This window comes from Pseudomonas sp. TE3644, assembly GCF_056278815.1.
Genome location: NZ_JBWBQF010000001.1, coordinates 1,835,939 through 1,853,713 on the forward strand (window position 1 = coordinate 1,835,939; position 17,775 = coordinate 1,853,713).

General features: G+C 65.8%; 14 protein-coding genes. 4 read left to right on the forward strand and 10 right to left on the reverse strand.

Annotated features, from left to right (window positions below; genetic code table 11):
• Positions 1–145: 145 nt before the first annotated feature.
• The 6 genes from ACZ9GA_RS08245 to ACZ9GA_RS08270 all read right to left on the reverse strand — a co-directional run bounded on the left by ACZ9GA_RS08245 (position 146) and on the right by ACZ9GA_RS08270 (position 8,318).
• Positions 146–1,756 (reverse strand): GMC family oxidoreductase, encoded by a 1,611-nt coding sequence (locus ACZ9GA_RS08245; RefSeq protein ID WP_457363154.1) that lies wholly within the window; start codon positions 1,754–1,756, stop codon positions 146–148.
• Entirely contained in the window at positions 1,753–3,147 is a 1,395-nt protein-coding gene (locus ACZ9GA_RS08250; RefSeq protein WP_457363153.1) for a purine-cytosine permease family protein, read from the reverse strand. Before ACZ9GA_RS08250 ends, ACZ9GA_RS08245 begins: the two co-directional genes overlap by 4 nt.
• A gap of 124 nt (positions 3,148–3,271) precedes the next feature.
• Positions 3,272–4,762 carry an aldehyde dehydrogenase gene (locus ACZ9GA_RS08255; RefSeq protein WP_457363152.1) on the reverse strand — a complete coding sequence of 497 codons (1,491 nt, stop codon included), beginning with the start codon at positions 4,760–4,762 and terminating at the stop codon, positions 3,272–3,274.
• Positions 4,763–4,918: 156 nt separating this feature from the next.
• Positions 4,919–6,067 carry an acetylornithine deacetylase gene (gene argE / locus ACZ9GA_RS08260; protein WP_457363151.1) on the reverse strand — a complete coding sequence of 383 codons (1,149 nt, stop codon included), beginning with the start codon at positions 6,065–6,067 and terminating at the stop codon, positions 4,919–4,921.
• Positions 6,060–6,734, reverse strand: a complete 675-nt coding sequence (locus ACZ9GA_RS08265; RefSeq protein WP_457363150.1) for a DUF1028 domain-containing protein — start codon at positions 6,732–6,734, stop codon at positions 6,060–6,062. Before ACZ9GA_RS08265 ends, argE begins: the two co-directional genes overlap by 8 nt.
• 210 nt (positions 6,735–6,944) lie before the next feature.
• Positions 6,945–8,318: an aspartate aminotransferase family protein gene (locus ACZ9GA_RS08270; RefSeq protein WP_457363149.1), complete on the reverse strand. Its 1,374-nt coding sequence runs from the start codon at positions 8,316–8,318 to the stop codon at positions 6,945–6,947.
• A 133-nt stretch (positions 8,319–8,451) separates the two neighbouring features.
• Between ACZ9GA_RS08270 and ACZ9GA_RS08275 the strand changes: the two genes are divergently transcribed.
• The 3 genes from ACZ9GA_RS08275 (at position 8,452) to ACZ9GA_RS08285 (ending at position 10,928) form a co-directional block, all read left to right on the forward strand.
• Positions 8,452–9,054 carry a TetR/AcrR family transcriptional regulator gene (locus ACZ9GA_RS08275; protein ID WP_457363148.1) on the forward strand — a complete coding sequence of 201 codons (603 nt, stop codon included), beginning with the start codon at positions 8,452–8,454 and terminating at the stop codon, positions 9,052–9,054.
• A 130-nt stretch (positions 9,055–9,184) separates the two neighbouring features.
• A complete protein-coding gene (locus ACZ9GA_RS08280; RefSeq protein WP_457363147.1) occupies positions 9,185–10,489 on the forward strand; it encodes a flavin-containing monooxygenase in 1,305 nt (434 codons plus the stop codon).
• A 28-nt stretch (positions 10,490–10,517) separates the two neighbouring features.
• Positions 10,518–10,928: a RidA family protein gene (locus ACZ9GA_RS08285; protein ID WP_455925086.1), complete on the forward strand. Its 411-nt coding sequence runs from the start codon at positions 10,518–10,520 to the stop codon at positions 10,926–10,928.
• A gap of 106 nt (positions 10,929–11,034) precedes the next feature.
• Here ACZ9GA_RS08285 and ACZ9GA_RS08290 read toward each other — a convergent pair whose 3' ends face one another.
• A complete protein-coding gene (locus ACZ9GA_RS08290) occupies positions 11,035–11,592 on the reverse strand; it encodes a flavin reductase family protein (RefSeq protein ID WP_457363146.1) in 558 nt (185 codons plus the stop codon).
• A 321-nt stretch (positions 11,593–11,913) separates the two neighbouring features.
• On the opposite strand from ACZ9GA_RS08290, the gene ACZ9GA_RS08295 reads away from it, so the two are divergent.
• Entirely contained in the window at positions 11,914–12,507 is a 594-nt protein-coding gene (locus tag ACZ9GA_RS08295; protein WP_457363145.1) for a trypsin-like peptidase domain-containing protein, read from the forward strand.
• Positions 12,508–12,662: 155 nt separating this feature from the next.
• Here the strand turns inward: ACZ9GA_RS08295 and ACZ9GA_RS08300 are convergent, their stop codons facing one another.
• From ACZ9GA_RS08300 to ACZ9GA_RS08310, 3 genes are read right to left on the reverse strand one after another with little or no spacing between them, the layout of a single operon-like run.
• Positions 12,663–13,844: a beta-barrel domain-containing protein gene (locus ACZ9GA_RS08300; protein WP_457363144.1), complete on the reverse strand. Its 1,182-nt coding sequence runs from the start codon at positions 13,842–13,844 to the stop codon at positions 12,663–12,665.
• Entirely contained in the window at positions 13,841–16,000 is a 2,160-nt protein-coding gene (locus ACZ9GA_RS08305) for a type I secretion system permease/ATPase (RefSeq protein WP_457363143.1), read from the reverse strand. The genes ACZ9GA_RS08300 and ACZ9GA_RS08305 overlap by 4 nt, the downstream gene beginning before the upstream one ends.
• Positions 15,997–17,409 (reverse strand): TolC family outer membrane protein, encoded by a 1,413-nt coding sequence (locus ACZ9GA_RS08310; RefSeq protein ID WP_457363773.1) that lies wholly within the window; start codon positions 17,407–17,409, stop codon positions 15,997–15,999. The genes ACZ9GA_RS08305 and ACZ9GA_RS08310 overlap by 4 nt, the downstream gene beginning before the upstream one ends.
• Positions 17,410–17,775: the final 366 nt, after the last annotated feature.

A 17,775-nucleotide genomic window follows, 5' to 3' on the forward strand; every position in this document is an offset into this window, starting at 1 on the left:
AAAAAGGTTGTTCGGCACGAACACGGGCGGGGTGTGACCTAGATGTGGGAGTGGGCTCTGCCCGCGAAAAGAACACCGCGTATCTCCTGTTGTTTACGCGGTGTTCTTTTCGCGGGCAGAGCCCACTCCCACAAGGGTTTTCAGGTTAAATCGCGGTCATCTTGGCGGTAGGCGCATTGGCGGGTTCGAGAATCATCTGCGCCGCCTTCTCGCCAATCATGATGCACGGCGCATTGGTGTTGCCGCTGATCAAGGTCGGCATAATCGAGGCATCCACCACTCGCAACCCCCGCACCCCGTGCACGCGCAACTGCGGATCAACCACCGCCATCGGGTCGCTGCCCATCTTGCAGGTGCCCACGGGGTGGAACACCGTGGCGGCATAGTCGCGCACGTAGTCCAGCAGCTGCGCATCGGTCTGCACCTGGGCGCCGGGCAGCATCTCCTTGCCGCGGATGGCGTCGAACGCCGAATCGGCAAGGATGCGCCTGGCCAGCTTGATGCCTTCTACCAATACGGCCGCATCGCGAGGGTCGCTGAGGAAGTTGAAGTCGATCACCAGCGTGCCGTCCCGATCCAGGCGCAGCTCGCCGATGCTGCCCGGCCGCAGCACGCAGGTGTGCACCGCATACCCATGCCCCCACTCGAACAGCCGCCCGCGATGGCTGCGGTAGCCGGGCACGAAGTGGAACTGCACATCCGGCAGGCCCTCGGCCAGCGGCGTGCGGGCAAAGCCGCCCGCTTCGACGTAGTTGGTGGTCAGCCAACCCTTCTTGCGCATCAGGTAGCGCCACGGCGAGGCCAGGATGGCTGGCAGCGAGCCTGCGGAAAAGCCCAGCGTGAGCGGGCTTTTGGACCGAACGGTCACCAGGCCGTCCAGGTGGTCCTGCAGGTTCTTGCCCACGCCCGGCAGGTCGTGGCGCACCTCGATGCCGGCCTCGGCCAGCTCGGCGGCGGGGCCGATGCCCGAGGCCAGTAACAATTGCGGGCTGCCCAGGGCGCCAGCGCTGAGGATCACTTCGCGACGGGCCTTGAGGTAGGTGTGCACGCCGTCGCTGTCGACCACCACGCCCTTGGCCACGCGCTGTTCCAGCACCACGTTTTTCACCGTGCAGTCGGTGATCACGGTGAGGTTTTCACGCGCCAGCACCGGCGCCACAAAGGCGCGGTAACTGGACAGGCGCCTGGCGTTTTTCTGCGTCAGGTTGTAGATACCGCAACCTTCCAGCCGCGCGCCGTTGAAGTCGTCGTTGCGGCGAATGCCGATGGCTTCGGCGGCTTTGACGAACAGCGCCGACACCGGATTGGGGTCGCGCGCCGCCTCCACGTTCAACTCGCCGCCCGTGCCGTGCAGCGCCGGGTCCTGGCCCAGGCGGTTGTTCTCCGAGTGCTTGAAGTACGGCAGCACGCTGTTCCAGTCCCAGCCCGGCTGCGCCCAGCGGTCGTAGTCGCTGGCGTGGCCACGGATGTAGATCATGCTGTTCATCGAGCTTGAACCGCCCAGGGCCTTGCCGCGCGGGGTATGCAGCGAGCGGTTGCCCAGGTTTTTCTGCGGCGCGGAAAAGAAGTTCCAGCTGTACTTCTTGCTCTTGTACAAGGTGATGGTGCCGGCCGGCGTCTGGATGCGCGGGCTGTTGTCGTGGCTGCCGGCCTCGATCAGGCACACCTTGACCTGCGGGTCGGCGCTCAGCCGGTTGGCCAGCACGCAGCCCGAGGAGCCGGCGCCAACGATGATGTAGTCGTAGTCAGTGTTCATGCGTTTCTCCCGGCCAGCAGCGCGGGGGCGCGGCGACGGCGGCTGAGCAGGTAATAGACCGGCGAGATCACCACCAGCCCCACAATCCAGGAAATGTCGGCGCCGCCCATGGCCTTGGCGACCACCCCGGTGTACAGCTCGGTGGCCATGAACGGCACCTGCACCAGCACGCCCAGCACGTAGCAGCCCACCGCCGTCCAGTTGCAGTAGCCGTAGATGCCGCCGTCGCGACGGAAGAACGAGGCCACGTCGTAGCTGCCGTGGGACACCAGGTAGTAGTCCACCAGGTTGATGGCGGTCCAGGGCACCAGCACGTACAGCAGCAACAGGATGAAGTTGGTGTAGTTGGCCATGAAGTCATCCTGGCCCAGCAGCGCCAGGGCCAGGGAAATGCCGAACAGCACCAGCGCCGTGATGGTGCGCGACAGGGCGCCGGCCGACCATTTCGGCACCAGGGTCTGGCCCACGGTGATGGCCGACAGGGTGCCGCAGTACAGGTTCATGGCGTTGGTGGCGGCGATGCCCACCGAGAACACCGCCACCACCAGGGTGGCGATGGGGCCGGTCATTTCGATCAGGCCGGTGATGATGTCGCCCTCCACGCTCAGGCCGACGATCACGCCCAGGGCCATGGGCAGGATCGAGCCCAGGCAGCAGCCCCAATAGCTGGACCAGAAGGCCGAACGGTCACCGGTGTCGGCGGGCATGTAGCGCGAGTAGTCCGACACGTAGGGCGCGTACGCCAGTTGCCACAGCGCCGCCACCGACAGGGTGCCGAGAAAGCCCGGCAGGTTGAAGCTGTTGCGCTGCAAGAAGTCCGCAGGCAGGCCGTGCACCGCCACGATCCACACGAAGCACAGCAGCAGGATGGCGCCCGACAGGTACGACATCACCCGTGTGTAGCCATGGATCAGCCGGTAGCCGAACACCGTGGCCACCACACTGATCAGTCCCACCAGGACGATGCCCTGGTTGGTGCTGAACAGCGGGTAGCGGCTGTGCAGCGACTGGCCGCCCAGCACCAGGTTGGAGGCGAAGAAGCCCAGGTACATGATCACCACCAGGGCCACCACCAGCAGTGAGCCGTAGGAGCCGAACTGGCCACGGGTCTGCACCATCTGCGGCACGCCCAACTGCGGGCCCTGGGCCGAATGCAGGGCCATGAACACGCCGCCGATCAGGTTGCCCAGGATCAGCCCCAGCAGGGCGGTGAAGAAGGGCAGCTTGAACACGGTCACCGCCAGGGCGCCGGTAACCACGGTCAGCAGCATGATGTTGGAGCCGAACCAGATGGTGAACAGGTCCCGGGCGCGGCCGTGGCGCTGGTCCGGGGCGATGGGCTGGATGGTGCTGAGCTCCAGGGTGGCGGGTTTCGGGGTGGGGTGATTCATGGCATGCGTTCGCTCTATGGGTGGCGGGCAGATAAATCAAGAAAGTGCAGCTGGGTTATTGTTGTTTTGTGTGGGAGCGGGCAGAGCCCGCTCCCACAAGAAAAGGTCAGTGTTGTTGAAGCGTTCAGCGCAACTGGAACCAGGTGGTTTTCAACTGGGTGTATTTGTCGAACGAGTGCAGCGACAGGTCGCGGCCAAAGCCCGATTGCTTGCCGCCGCCAAACGGCACGCACACGTCCAGGGCGTCCACGGTGTTCACCGACACCGTGCCAGCATTCAAACGCCGTGCCACGCGGTGGGCGCGGTTCAGGTCATCGGTCCACAGCGAGGCGGCCAGGCCGTAGATGTGGTCGTTGGCCAGGTGCACGGCTTGGTCCTCATGGTCGAAGGCGCTGATCGCCAGCACCGGGCCGAACACTTCTTCGCGGGCCAGGCGCATGTCGGCGCGCACGTCGGTGAACAGGGTGGGCTGGATGAAATTGTCCGAGCCATTGATGCTCACCCGCTGGCCACCGGCCACGCGCCGTGCGCCGCTGGCCTCGGCGTCGGCAATGTGCTCCATGATGCGCGCCGCCTGGGTGGCGTCGACGATGGCGCCCATCTTGCTGGCCGGGTTCAGTGGGTCGCCGGGTTGCCAGTCGCGGGCCTTGGCGATCATGCGTTCGACAAATTCGTCGTGGATGCTGCGCTCCACCAGCAGGCGCGAGTTGGCCGAGCACACTTCGCCCTGGTTGAAGAAGATGCCGAACGCGGCCTTTTCGGCGGCCAGGTCCAGGTCCTGGCAGTCGGCGAACACCAGGTTGGGGCTTTTGCCGCCGCATTCCAGCCACACCTGCTTGAGGTTGGACTGGGCGGCGTATTGCATGAAGTATTTGCCCACCTGGGTCGAACCGGTGAAGGCCAGGGCGTCGACGTCCGGGTGCAGGCCCAGGGCGCGGCCGGCCTGTTCACCCAGGCCGGTGACCACGTTGAACACGCCCTCTGGGATGCCGGCCTGCAGGGCCAGTTCCACCAGGCGCAGGGCCGAGAAGGGCGACTGTTCGGCCGGCTTGAGGATTACGCTGTTGCCGGCGGCCAGGGCCGGGGCCAGCTTCCAGGCGGCCATGTCCAGCGGGAAGTTCCACGGCACCACGGCGGCGATCACGCCCAGGGCTTCGCGGGTGATGGTGGCCAGGGTGCCGGGGCCGGTGGGGGCCACCTGGTCGTAAAGCTTGTCGAGGCTTTCGGCGTACCAGGCGAACACGTGGGCGGCGCCGGGCACGTCGATGTTCCAGGCGTCCATCACCGGTTTGCCCATGCTCAGGGAGTCGAGCAGGGCCAGCTCTTCGCGGTGGGCCAGGATCAGCTCGGCCAGGCGCAGCAGCACGGCTTTGCGTTCGCGCGGCGCCATGCGCGCCCACGGGCCGTGTTCGAAGGCGTTGCGCGCGGCGCGCACGGCCAGGTCGACATCGGCCTCATCACAGGCGGCCACCTGGGCCAGCAGGGCGTTGGTGGCGGGGTTGATCACGGCGAAGGTTTCGCCTGACAGGGCCGCGTGTGCGTGCCCGGCGATATGCGCGCAGGTGTCGAAGCGTTGGGTTTGGGCCAGGCGTTGCCAGGTGGTGAAGTCAGTCACAGCGGTCTCCAGAATCCAGGGTAGGTAATGGCGTTGACGCGATTTTTCTGCAGTGTGGGAGCGGGCTCTGCCCGCGAAGAAGACACCTCGCAATGCCTGATGCATCGCGGTGTTCGCTTCGCGGGCAGAGCCCGCTCCCACAGATATCGAGCTTCGCTACGCATGGAGGTACTCGGCCAAGCGCACCAGCATCGCGTCACAGGCCTGCAACTGCGCCACGCTGACAAACTCGTCCGGCTTGTGCCCTTGGTCCATGCTGCCCGGCCCGCACACCACCGTTGCGATGCCGATGGCATCGAACAAGCCACCCTCGGTGCCGAACGCCACGGTGCTGAATTCATCCGACCCGCACAGCTGCGCAATCAACTGCGCCGCCTGGCCCTGGCTGTCCGTGGCCAACCCGGGGTAGGCCGACAGTTCGGTGAACGCAATGGCGCTGGCGGCATTGACCGCCTGCATGCGCGGCAGCACGTCCCGATAGGCATAACGCTGCAATCGCTCGGCCACCCGACGCGGGTCATAGGCAGGCAGGGCGCGCACTTCAAAGTCGAAGCGGCAATCCTGGGGCACGATGTTCAGCGCCTTGCCGCCACCGATCACGCCGGTCTGCACGGTGCTGAAGGGCGGGTCGAAGCGTGGGTCGTGCAGCTCTGGCGCGCGCAGATCGGCGCCGATGCGGCCCAGTTCACCGATCAGTTCGGCGGCGTATTCGATGGCGTTGACGCCTTGCGGCGCATAGGCCGAATGGCAGGCGGCGCCGTGCACGTCGCAGCGCATGGCCAGCTTGCCCTTGTGGCCCAGCACCGGTTTGAGTTCGGTGGGCTCGCCGATGATGCACAGCACGGGTTTGTGCGGCCGTTGCGCCAGCTCCGCCAGCAATGAACGCACGCCCAGGCAGCCCACTTCTTCGTCGTAGCTCAAGGCAATGTGCACGGGCATGCGCAAGGGCGCCGCCAGCAACTGCGGCACGGCGGCCAGCACACAGGCGATATAGCCCTTCATGTCGGCCGCGCCGCGGCCGAACAGCTTGCCGTCACGTTCGCTCAGGGTGAAGGGCGGCATGCTCCAGGCCTGGCCGTCCACCGGCACCACGTCGGTGTGGCCGGACAGCACAATGCCGGGCCGATCATCGGGCCCTAGCGTGGCGAACAGATTGGCCTTGCTGCGGGTCTGGTTGAAGATCAATTGGCAGGGCACGTCGTACCCGGCGAGGTAGTCGCGCACGTACTCGATCAGTTGTAGGTTGGATTCGCGGCTGGTGGTGTCGAACGCAATCAGGTCGGCCAGCAGGGCGCGGCTATTCATCGCCGGGTACGCCATAGCTGGGGGCCTTGGTGGGGTCCAGGGCGCGGGTCAGGTAGTCCTGCAACTGCGGGCGGTAGGCGTGCCAGAGCGTGGCCAGTTCGTCCAGCGGCGCCTCATCGGCCCAGTCCACGCGCAGGTCGACGATGGGCCAGGTCAGCTCACCCACCACCACCAGGGCGGCCGAATGCACCGGGCCGGCCTCGCCACCGGCGGCCACGGCGGCCTGCATGGCGGCCAGCAGGCGGTCGGCCAGTTGGCCTTCGCTGGTTTCGAAGGTGCGTACCAGGGTGTCGATCACCGCGCGGTCGGCCAGCATGTTGCCGGCGCCCACGCACTGCTCGCCGACCACGGCGTTGTGGGTGCCCAGGGTTTCGCTGCCGCTGAAGTGCGCGGCGTTGCCCAGGTGGTCCAGGGCGGTGACCTGGCGGTATTGGCTGTAGCCGTTGCTGGTCAGCGCCTTGTCCAGCGCCTGGGCCGGGGTGAGGCCGTGCTCCAGTTGGTCAAGCACCTGCGGGCCGAGGGCCGGCAGGGTGATGTTCTGGGTGGACACCGCGCCCACGCCTGGGCGCAGCCACGGGCAGCGGGCGCCCACGGCGATGCTGGAGGAGCTGATGGCAATGCCCAGTTGGCCGGTTTCGGCGCAGCGGCCGACGATGGAAAACGTCATGGGGGAGGGTCCTGTTGAGTGCTCAAGACCATTGTGGGCATGGGGCTTTGCGGGGCGAAACGAGGATTTTTGTGGTGCTTGGCCAATAAAAAACTCTTTAGCCCTGAACATTTTTGTGGGAGCGGGCTCTGCCCGCGAAGGTCACACCGCAAAGGTCCTGGCGAACCGCGGTGCCTGCTTCGCGGGCAGAGCCCGCTCCCACAACAGACCTTACAGAATCCCGATCTCGCGAGCCGTACGGTCCACCGCAATCCGCGTCTTGTCCACCAGTTCATCCAGCTCCAGCCGCGTGGCCACCAGCGCCGGCGCCATGATCATCCGGCCCAGGGTGGAGCGTATGATCACGCCTTCCTCAAAGCCAATGGTGCGGCAACGCCAGGCAATGTCGTTCTCGTTGGCAAAGCGCTTGCGCGTCGCCTTGTCCTCGGCAAACTGCAATGCCGCGACCAGGCCAATGCCCTGCACTTCACCCACCAGCGGGTGATTGCCGAACACCTCGCGCAGGGTGTTCTGCAGGTACGGGCCAGTGTCGGCCTTGACCTGTGCCACCACGCCTTCATCGCGCAGGGCCTTGAGGTTGGCAATGGCCACCGCCGCCGCCACCGGGTGCCCGGAATAGGTCAGGCCATGGGCGAACACACCGCCGCGCTCCACCAGCGCCTCGGCCATGCGCCGCGACAGGATCAGCCCGCCCATGGGGATGTAGCCCGAGGTCAGGCCCTTGGCGATGGACAGGGTGTCAGGCTCGAAGCCCAGCGCCTGGTGGGCGAACCATTCGCCGGTGCGGCCAAAGCCGCCGATGACTTCGTCGGCGCACAGCAGCACATCGTATTTGCGGCAGATGCGCTGAATCTCCGGCCAGTAAGTGGCGGGCGGAATGATCATGCCGCCAGCGCCTTGGAAGGGTTCGGCGACGAAAGCCGCGACCTTGTCGGCGCCCAGTTCCAGAATTTTGTCTTCCAGTTGGCGCGCGGCGCGCAGGCCGAACTCCTCGGGCGTCAGGTTACCCTCGTGGGCAAACCAGTACGGCTCGTCGATGTGCGCCACGTCCGGCACGGTGCCGCCCATGTCGTGCATGAACTTCATCCCGCCCAGCGCCGTGGCGGCCAGGGTGGAGCCGTGGTAGCCGTTCCAGCGGCCGATCATCACCTTTTTCTCGGGCTGGCCCATCACCTGCCAGAACTTGCGCACGGTGCGGATCAGCACCTCGTTGGCCTCGGAGCCGGAGTTGGTGTAGATGGCGTGGCTGTAGTGGCCGGGCAGCAGGCTGAACAGCAGTTCCGACAGTTCGATCACGGCCGGGTGGGTGGTGTGGAAAAACATGTTGTAGTAAGGCAGCTGTTCCAGCTGCTGGCTGGCCGCAGCAGCCAGGTCCTTGCGACCGTAACCGAGGTTGGTGCACCACAGGCCCGACATGCCGTCCAGGTAGCGCTGGCCTTCGTTATCCCACAGGTTCAGGCGCTCACCGCGCACCATCACCCGCGGGCCTTCGGCGTTCAGGGCCTTCTGGTCGACGAAGGCGTGGATGTGGTGGGCAGCGTCGGCGGCCTGGTAGTCGAGGGTGCTGCGGGGCTGAGTGGACATCGCATGGCTCCTGTGGCGGCAAGGGAAGTGGGATAATTATTTTCACGCAAAAATATTTTTGTAAACAAAATATTTTTCAGGAAAAAGACAAACCGTTACCCTAAGGCCTTCAGTGCCGCCACCCAGAGCCTCCATGACCGGATTACGCGAAAGACAGAAAGAACAGCGCCGCCAGGTCATCGCCGAGGCGGCCCTTGAGCTGTTCAAAGACCAGGGTTTCGCTGCCACCACGCTTGAGCAGATCGCCAACCGTGCGGGCGTGTCGGCGCCCACGGTGGTCAACTATTTTGGCGGCAAGCAGGAGATTCTGCTGACGCTGCTCAAGGGGCCGGACCAGCTGGCGATGCAGGAAGCGCGGGCGCACCTGGACGATCACAGCGACCCGTTGGAAGCCCTGTGTGAACTGGAAGGGCTGATGACCCGCTACCAGTTGCAGGCCATGCCTGCGACCCTGTGGCGCGAGTTGGCACCGTTCCTGTTCACCGGTGAATTCGCCGCCGTGCTGCAACCATGGAACGACGCGGTGGTGGCCGAAACGCGTGCGCTGCTGGGGCACTTCCAGCGCCTGGGCAAACTGCGCGCGGGGGTGGACATCGAGGTGGCGGCGACGGTGTTCAACCAGTACGCCAACCTGGCATTCATCCGCCTGGCCACGGAGCCCGCGCCCGATCGCACCGCCCATGCCGCACACATGCGCGCCATGCTCGGCCTGCTGTGCCATGGCCTGCTGGCCTGACCCCCCCCTAGCTTTTTCCTGCCCTGCAACCACAAAAAACCTCATTTCGCCAAACCCCGTCCTTGCACAGAATGCGCTCAAGAGCATCCCGGCCGAACCGACTCGGCCCGCTTTCGAGAAGGACACACACATGACAGTGGCAACCGTGGAAATCGATACGCTCATCGTCGGCGCCGGCCAGGCCGGTGTGGCCATGAGCGAGCACCTGAGCAAGCTGGGCGTGCCGCACCTGGTGCTGGAGCGCAACCGTATCGCCGAGCGCTGGCGCACCGGCCGCTGGGATTCGCTGGTGGCCAACGGCCCCGCCTGGCACGACCGCTTTCCGGGCATGGAATTCGATGACCTGAGCCCCGACGGCTTCGCCCCCAAAGAGCGCGTGGCCGATTACTTCGAAGCCTACGCCCGCCAGTTCAACGCGCCGATCCGCACCGGCGTGGACGTGAAGAAGGTGCAGCGCAACGTCGGCCGCCCCGGTTTCACCGTCGAGACCAGTGAAGGCATCATCGAGGCTCGACGCGTGGTGGCCGCCACCGGCCCGTTCCAGCGCCCGGTGATCCCGCCGATCGCGCCGCAGAATGTTGCGCTGACGCAGATGCACTCCGCCGATTACCGCAATCCCCGGCAGTTGCCCGAAGGCGGCGTGCTGGTGGTGGGCGCCGGTTCTTCCGGCGTGCAGATCGCCGATGAACTGCGCCGCGCCGGCCGTGACGTGTACCTCTCGGTGGGCCAGCACGACCGGCCGCCGCGCGCCTACCGTGGCCGCGATTTCTGCTGGTGGCTGGGTGTGCTGGGCGAGTGGGACGCGGCGGCCATGAAGCCGGGCCGCGAGCACGTCACCATCGCCGTCAGCGGCGCCCATGGTGGCCGCACCGTGGACTTCCGCGAGCTGGCGCAGCAGGGCATGACGCTGGTCGGCCTGACCCAATCCTTCGACGGCACCACTGTGAGCTTCCAGCCGGACCTGACCGACAACCTCAACCGTGGCGACGACAACTACCTGAACCTGCTCGATGCCGCTGACGCCTACATCGAGCGCAACGGCCTCGACCTGCCGCCGGAGCCCGAGGCGCGCCGCCGTTTCCCCGATGCCGCCTGCATCAGCCAACCGTTGCTGAAACTGGACCTGCCGGCCGCCGGTGTCACCACCATCATCTGGGCCACCGGCTTTGCCACCGACTACAGCTGGCTGGCCGTGGACGCCTTCGACGCCAACGGCAAGCCGGCCCACCAGCGCGGTGTGTCCACCGAGCCTGGCGTGTACTTCCTGGGCCTGCCGTGGCAGTCACGTCGGGGGTCGTCCTTCATCTGGGGCGTGTGGCATGACGCCAAGTACATCGCCGACCAGATCGCCATCCAGCGCCAGTACGCCGCCTACCATCGCGACGCCACCCAGCGGCAGGCCAAGGCCGTCGAACAGCCCACCGTCAGCGCCTGAATTTTCCAACGACTTTGAGGAGTACTGCATGCCCACCCATACCCGCATCCGCATGTTCAACACCAAGGAAACCTACCCCAACCAGTCGCTGGACAACGACCTGTGCCAGGCCGTGCGCGCCGGCAACACCGTGTACGTACGCGGCCAGGTGGGTACCGATTTCGAGGGCAACCTGGTGGGCCTCGGCGACCCGCGTGCCCAGGCCGAGCAGGCGATGAAGAACGTCAAGCAATTGCTGGAAGAGGCGGGCTCGGACCTGTCGCACATCGTCAAGACCACCACCTACCTGATCGACCCGCGCTACCGCGAGCCGGTGTATCAGGAGGTGGGCAAGTGGCTCAAGGGCGTGTTCCCGATTTCCACGGGGCTGGTGGTGTCGGCGCTGGGGCAGCCGCAGTGGTTGATGGAGATTGATGTGATTGCCGTCATCCCGGATTGACGCAGCGGCCTCATCGCGGCCAAGGCCGGCTCCTACCACGGACAGCGTAGGAGCCGGCCTTGGCCGCGATGCAGGCGACGTCGTTCCAGAGGAAAGAAATCCATCGTCAGGTCAGCATCGACGACTTGAACAACCGCTTGCGATCAATGCTCTTGCCCGACAGCATGAACTGCCCCATGCCCTGGTAATGCAGGGTCTCGGGGTGGGCAGGCGAGGGCGCCACATGGGCTTTCACCACCTCGAAGATAAACAGGTTGTAGCCATCCACCATCGCATCGTCATGCAGCTTGCACTCGAAGTTGGCATGACACTCCTCGATCAACGGCGCCTTGACGCTGCTGGCCTCGCCGGCCGTCAGGCCAAAGTGCTCGAACTTGTCCACCTCGGTGCCCGAGCAATTGCCGATCCCCACCACCGTATCCACCATCGACGCCTCGGGCAGGTTGATCACGCACTCGCCGCTGTTGCGCACCATCTGGAAGGAATGATTGGCGCTGGACACCACGCAGCCAATCAGCGACGGGGTGAACTCCATCACCATGTGCCAGCCCAGGGTCATGATGTTGGTCTGATCCTGCCATCGGGATGACAACAGCACGATGGGGCCGGGTTCCAGGAAGTGGCGGACGTTGGATACAGGGAAGGATTGTTTGCGGGTGGGCATCGTGATCTCCGGGATGGGTTGATCTCCCTACCTTCGGCACCCCGAAGCCCAAACAATTCCGTAGCCGCTGCCGCCAGGCTGCGCTGGCCCCGTGCCTCACTCGAGATATTCAGGGCTGACACCAGCCAGCGCAGCCTGGCGGCAGCGGCTACGGGCGATACTCTGAATAAATTGGATCCGGCCGAACGGTAGTCTCAGGCTATCGACCGAGTGATGGCACACTGATATATTTGCGCCATCACTCACTCACCTCAGCGTGCAGAAATGAACCCCCTCAAGTCGCTCCTGGCAGCCTGTGTGCTGCTCAGCGGGTGCAATGGAATGCCGACCGCTTACACCACGGACCCCGTCTATGATCAAGCCTTCGTCGTTCACTCAGGGGGGCCTTTGCCCTTTATGCTGATGGGCACGGCGGTGCAGTGGAACGCCGATTATGCGGTTACGGTGAAACACATTCCATACCTGCCGGGCGCCGTCTATCAGGGCCAGGCCGATGTGCAGTTCTTCCGCCACAAGGCCGACGGTGCGCCGCTGTGGCGCGCCTATGTGCCGGGCGAGACGCTGACGGCGGTGGGCTTCAATTCCCTCTACGTGCCCGTGAAAGGCCAGGGCCGCGCGCTGTCGGCGATGGTGCGGCTGGACGCGAAGGAAGGCAACGTGATGTATGCCACCAATGACGCCCCCACGGCCAAGGGCATGTCCGGCGGGCCGGTGTTTGCGGCCGACGGCAAGGTGGTGGGGATCAACGTGGCGTACCTGACCGAGGGCGACCTGGCGGGGCTCAAGCGCAAGGACCTGGCGGGTGAGCAGCGGGTGAGTATTTTCCTGCCGTATGCCGAGATTACGCGGGAGTGGAACCGCTACCTGGCGCAGTCGCAGCCGTTGAAGGACACCACCAACCTGGCCAGCCGCTGATACTACAGCCTATGGTTTTGTGCAGTCAGTGCTGGCCTCATCGCGAGCAAGCTTTGCTCCCACAGTGTTGTGCCCTACACCTGTATCCGGCTCAATACTGTGGGAGCAAAGCTTGCTCGCGATGAGGCCGGCGCAGGTAGCTCGCACTCTCCTGATCAGCGCTCGCGCAACGCTTCTCGGGCGCGGTTCAACGGCTTGATCAAGTAATCCATCACCGTCTTCTCGCCCGTACGAATGTCCACCGTGGCAATCATCCCCGGCACGATCGCAAAGGTCTTGCCGGCCTTGTTGCGCAACACATCCGAGGCGGTGCGGATAAACACCCGGTAGTAGAACACCTCCGGCTTGGCCTCATCCTGAATAGTGTCCGGGCTGATGGTCACCACCTTGCCGTCCAGGCTGCCGTAGATCGAGTAGTCATAGGCGGTGATTTTCACCTTCGCCTCCTGGTCAGGGTGGATGAAGGCAATGTCGCGCGGCGAAATGCGCGTCTCGATCAGCAACTGCTCATCCAGCGGCACGATCTCCATTAATTTGCCGTTGGGCGGTATAACGCCGCCCACGGTGGTCACCTCGATGTCCTTGACGATGCCGCGCACCGGCGAGCGCAGGGTCAGGCGCTCCAGCGAATCGTTGCGGCCACGGATGATGGCCACCAGCATGTCCGCCTCGGCGTTGGCCTTGGCCAGGTCTTCGCGGGCGCGCACCATGTAGTCCGAGCGCGCTTCGGTGGCCTTGAGCTCCAGCTCCGAGCGCTGGCGGTTGAGGCGCAGCACCTCGACGCGGCTGGAGGCGCCGATCTTGGCCAGGTTTTCGGTGATCTCCAGTTCGCTGCGCACCAGGCGCAATGACTCCTGGATACCGGCCAGGGTCGACTCAAGGCCACGACGGCGAGTGGTGTACAGCGCGGTCTCGGCGCTGATCAGGTCGGGATAGGCTTGCAGCGATTCGGCGAACTTCAAAGGCGTGTCGTTGACCTCGGCCTGCAGGCGGTTGACGCTGGCCAACGCCGCGCGGTACTTGGCCTCGCTTTCGCCGACGTTGGACTGGTTCTTCACCGGGTCCAGTTGCGCCAGCACCTGCCCGCGCTCCACCAGCGCGCCTTCGGTGACGTTGAGTTGCTGGACAATGCCGCCTTCCATGGACTGGATCACCTGCTCGTGGGAGCTGGGGATCACCTTGCCGGTGCCGGTCGACACCTCCACCACCTGGAACCAGTAGGCCCAGGCAAAAAAGCACGCCAGCATCAGCGCGCAGCCCCAGATCACCCGCGTGCCGCGTACCAGCCCGCGATCGTCCTCGCCGTCCAGGTAGGACGCGTGTTCGTAAGTGCTCATGCCTGGGCTCCCTGGGGTTGCTTGAGGCGGGCGAGGGCGGCGTCGCGGTGGTCGTCGATGACGATGCGCCCGCCGTCCACCACGATGATGCGTTCCACCAGTTGCAGCAGGCTGACCCGGTGGGTGGCGACGATCAGGGTGCGGCCCTGGCAGAAGGTGCCCAGCTGTTCCAGCAGGCGCCGTTCGGTGATGTCGTCGAGGCTGGCGGTGGGCTCGTCCAGCAGCAGCACTTGCGGCTGGCGCAGCAGCAGGCGTGACAGCAACAGGCTTTGTCGCTGGCCGCCGGACAGCCCTTGGCCGCCTTCCAGAATCACGTGGTCCATGCCTTTGGGCAGTTGCCGCACGAAGTCCAGCGCGCCGGTGTGTGACAGCGCGGCGAGGATTTCCTGATCGCTGGCCTGGCCTGCGCCCAGGGTGATGTTGTCGCGCAGGGTGCCGTGGAACAGCCGCGCATGCTGGGGCAGCAGGCCAACGTCGCGGCGCAGGTCGGCGGGGTCCAGGTGGGCCAGGGCGATGCCGTCCAGGGTAGTTTCGCCCGTGCTCAAATCCATGGCCCCGGCCAGGGCTTGCAGCAGGGTGGACTTGCCGGCGCCGTTGCGGCCCAGCACGGCGATGTGTTCACCGGGGCGGATGGTCAGGTTGATGCCGCTCAGGGCAGGCGAGGCGTCTTCGCTGTAGCGGAAGCCGGCCTGCTTGAACTGGTACTCGCCGCGAATCGCCGGCAGGTGCACGCGCTGGCTGCCCGGTGGGTGGTCCACGGGCAGTTGCATCAGGCGGTTCAGGCCTTCCAGGGCCACCTTGGCCTGTTGCCAGCGGGTCAGCACGTGGGTGAGCTGGGCCATGGGCGCCATCATCCGCGATGACAAAATCGAGGCGGCCACCAGACTGCCGGTGGTCAGGTCGCCGGCGATGACCATGGGCGCGCCGAACACGATGACCACGGCGAACACCGCGCTTTGCACGTTCTGGGTCCAGGCCACCAGGCTGTTGGTGAGGGTGCGCAGGCGCAGGCTGCTTTCGGCCGAGGCGGCGTTGTAGTGGTTCCATTGCTGCTGAAAGCGCTGCTCGGCCTGCAACGCCTTGATGTCGTCCAGGCCCTGGATGGCTTCCACCAGCATGGCGTTGCGCAGCGCGGCTTCGCGCATGGACTCGTTGGCCAGGCGCGCCAGCTTGCGCTGGGCGAACACCCCGGGCAGCACCATCAGGATCAGCGCCACGATGGGGATGGCCACCAGCGCGCCGCCGATCAGGTAGAACACCAGCAAAAACAGGAAGAAGAACGGCAGGTCGGCCAGCGCCGTGGCGGTGCTGGAGGTGATCAGGTCGCGGATCTGCTCAAGCTCGCGCAGTTGCGAGATGAACGAGCCGGTGGACCGCGGTCGGGCTGAGTTGCGCAGGCGCAGGGCGTGACCGAACACCAGGTCGGAGACGCGCAGGTCGGCGCGCTTGCCCAGCAGGTCGGTGATGCGCAGGCGCATGATGCGCATCACGAAGTCGAACACCACCGCCAGCAGCACGCCGCCGAACAGCACGTACAGGGTGGGCAGCGACTCGGCCGGGATCACCCGGTCGTACACCTGCATGGAGAACAGCACCCCGGCCATGCCCAGCAGGTTGGCCACCAGCGAGGCGATCATTACCTGGGTGTAGGGGCGCAGGTCGCGCAGCACGATGCGTCGGAACCAGCGCTCGTCGAAGGGTTTCACATAGTCGTCGGTGCGCACGTCGCTGAGCACCTGGGTGGGCCGCAGCACCACGGTGCGCACGGCTTCGCCGGCCAGGGTGGCCGGGTCGATGCGGCTTTGCAGGCCCTGGTCGCCACTGAAGACGATCCCCAGTTCGCCCTCGGCGCCCACGCTTTCCACCACGCCCACCTGGCCGTCGCGCAGTTGCACGATCAATGGCGCGCGCCAGCGGCTCAGGCTGCGGCGGTCGAAGCCGGCGAACTTGACGCTCAGGCCCGCCTGGCGCGCCATGTGCCGCACCACGTCTTCCAGGCGGGCGTCGGGCTGCTGCGAGGCAATGCGGATGCTTTCCGGTGACACGTCCAGGCGGTAGTGGCGGGCGATGGTCAGCACCGCTTCCAGCCAGGGCGCGTAGTCGGCGCGTGGCGGTGGCGGGGCGGAGTCGTGGGGGATGACGATGGCGTCGGTCATGGCAGGATCTCCACGTGCTGGATGGTGCTGTGGTCGATGCCGAAGGCGCGGCGCAGGCCGCCGCTGTTGTACAGGCAATCGATTTGCAGGCGGCGCATGTCGGCCACGGTGTTTTCCAGGTCAAAGCGCGACTGGTAGATCTCCTGCTCAGCGTTGAGCAGGTCCAGCAGGGGCCGGGTGCCCAGCTCCAGGTACTGCTTGCCGTACAGCTCGCGGGCCTGGCGGATGCTGGCTTCGCGGGTTTGCAGGGCGCCCAGGCGGCGGTCCAGGCTGCTGGTCTGCGACTGGGCTTCGGTCAGGCCCTGGCGGGCTTGCAGGCGCGCGGCGTCCTCGGCGGAGTCGGCAGCCGTCAGGGCGTGGCCGGCGGCGCGGGTGCGGGCGCTGGTGGCGCCGCCCTGGTAGATCGGTACTTCAAGGTTGAGGAAGATGCCCGCCTGGGTGCGTTTGACGTACGGGTCGTCCTTGTTGAAGTCGTTGTCCAGGTTCTGGGTCAGCGACGGCTCCAGCGACAGGGTGGGGTAGGCCTGGGCCTTGGCGTTGGCCAGTTCGGCCTGGGCCTGGGTGCGCTGGGCCACGGCGGCCAGCACGCCCGGCAGGGCGTCGCCGCTGTCGGGGGCCTGGCAGGACTGGTTCAGGCCGGGGGCGAAGGCGTCGGTGACCTGGGGCACGCTGCGGCGCCCCAGCAGGTTGGCCAGGGTGGTTTGCCAGCGTGAATACTGCGCCTTGTAGTCCTGCAACGTGGCCATGCCACCCTGGGCCCGGGACTGCGCCTGCACCACGTCGGAGCGGGTGCTGGCGCCCATGTCGCTGCGCTGCTGGGCCAGGTCGACGATGTCGCCGATGCCGTGGATCTGGTCGCGGGCGGTGGCCAGCAGGTGCTGATAGCGCTGCACTTCGATATAGGCGTAGGCGGTGTCGCGGGCCACCTGGTCGATGGCCAGCAGGATATTGGCCTGGCTTTGCGCGGCCTTGGCGCGTGCGGCGTCGACGCTGCTGTCGACCTTGCCGAAGTCGTAGAGCATCTGTTTGAGGGAAATGCTGATGGCCTGGGTGTTGCGGCTGCCGTCATAACCATTGTCGTAGCCGCCCTTGATGCCGCCGGTCACCTGCGGGTAGTAGCCGGCCTGGGCGACGTTGATGTTCTCGCCCTGCTGCATCAGCGTGCCGACGGCCTCGGCGATACTGGGGTGCCAGTCCACGGCCACGCGGATGGCCTGTTCCAGGCCCAGGGTCTGTTCGCTGGCGTTGACCGCCTGCGGTGGTGGTTGCGTGCGCCGCGCAGGCGGCTGGTTTTGCAGTTTGGTAGGGCTGATGACACTGAGCCCGGGTTCCAGGTGATCGTCGGCGCTGGCCGAGGTCGTGATGCAGTGTTGCAGGCCGACGGACAACAGGACCGCCGACAACTTCAAGAGGCGAACTGGCTTCACGTGGTTCCCTTACTGTTATTGATGTCTTCCCTAAAAACACACAAAGCATCCCACTCGGTCTAACAGGCCATGGCACGTTGCAACCAATGTGGGACCGGGCTCTGCCCGGGAAGCGCCGCGCGGGCGGCGCGCGATCTCACGACCACCCCACCATTCAAGACATGCACCTCCAAGCCTCACCGCGCGCCTCTATGCCTGTGGGACCGGGCGAAGCTCGGGAAGAGGCCAGCCAGGCCCCCCGAGTCGTGCGCTTCCCGAGCTTCGCCCGGTCCCACAAGGCTGCGGCGCAACTGGCGGGTGCCTGCCTTGAGTGCTGTGGCGCTCATGAGATCGCGCGCCGCCCGCGCG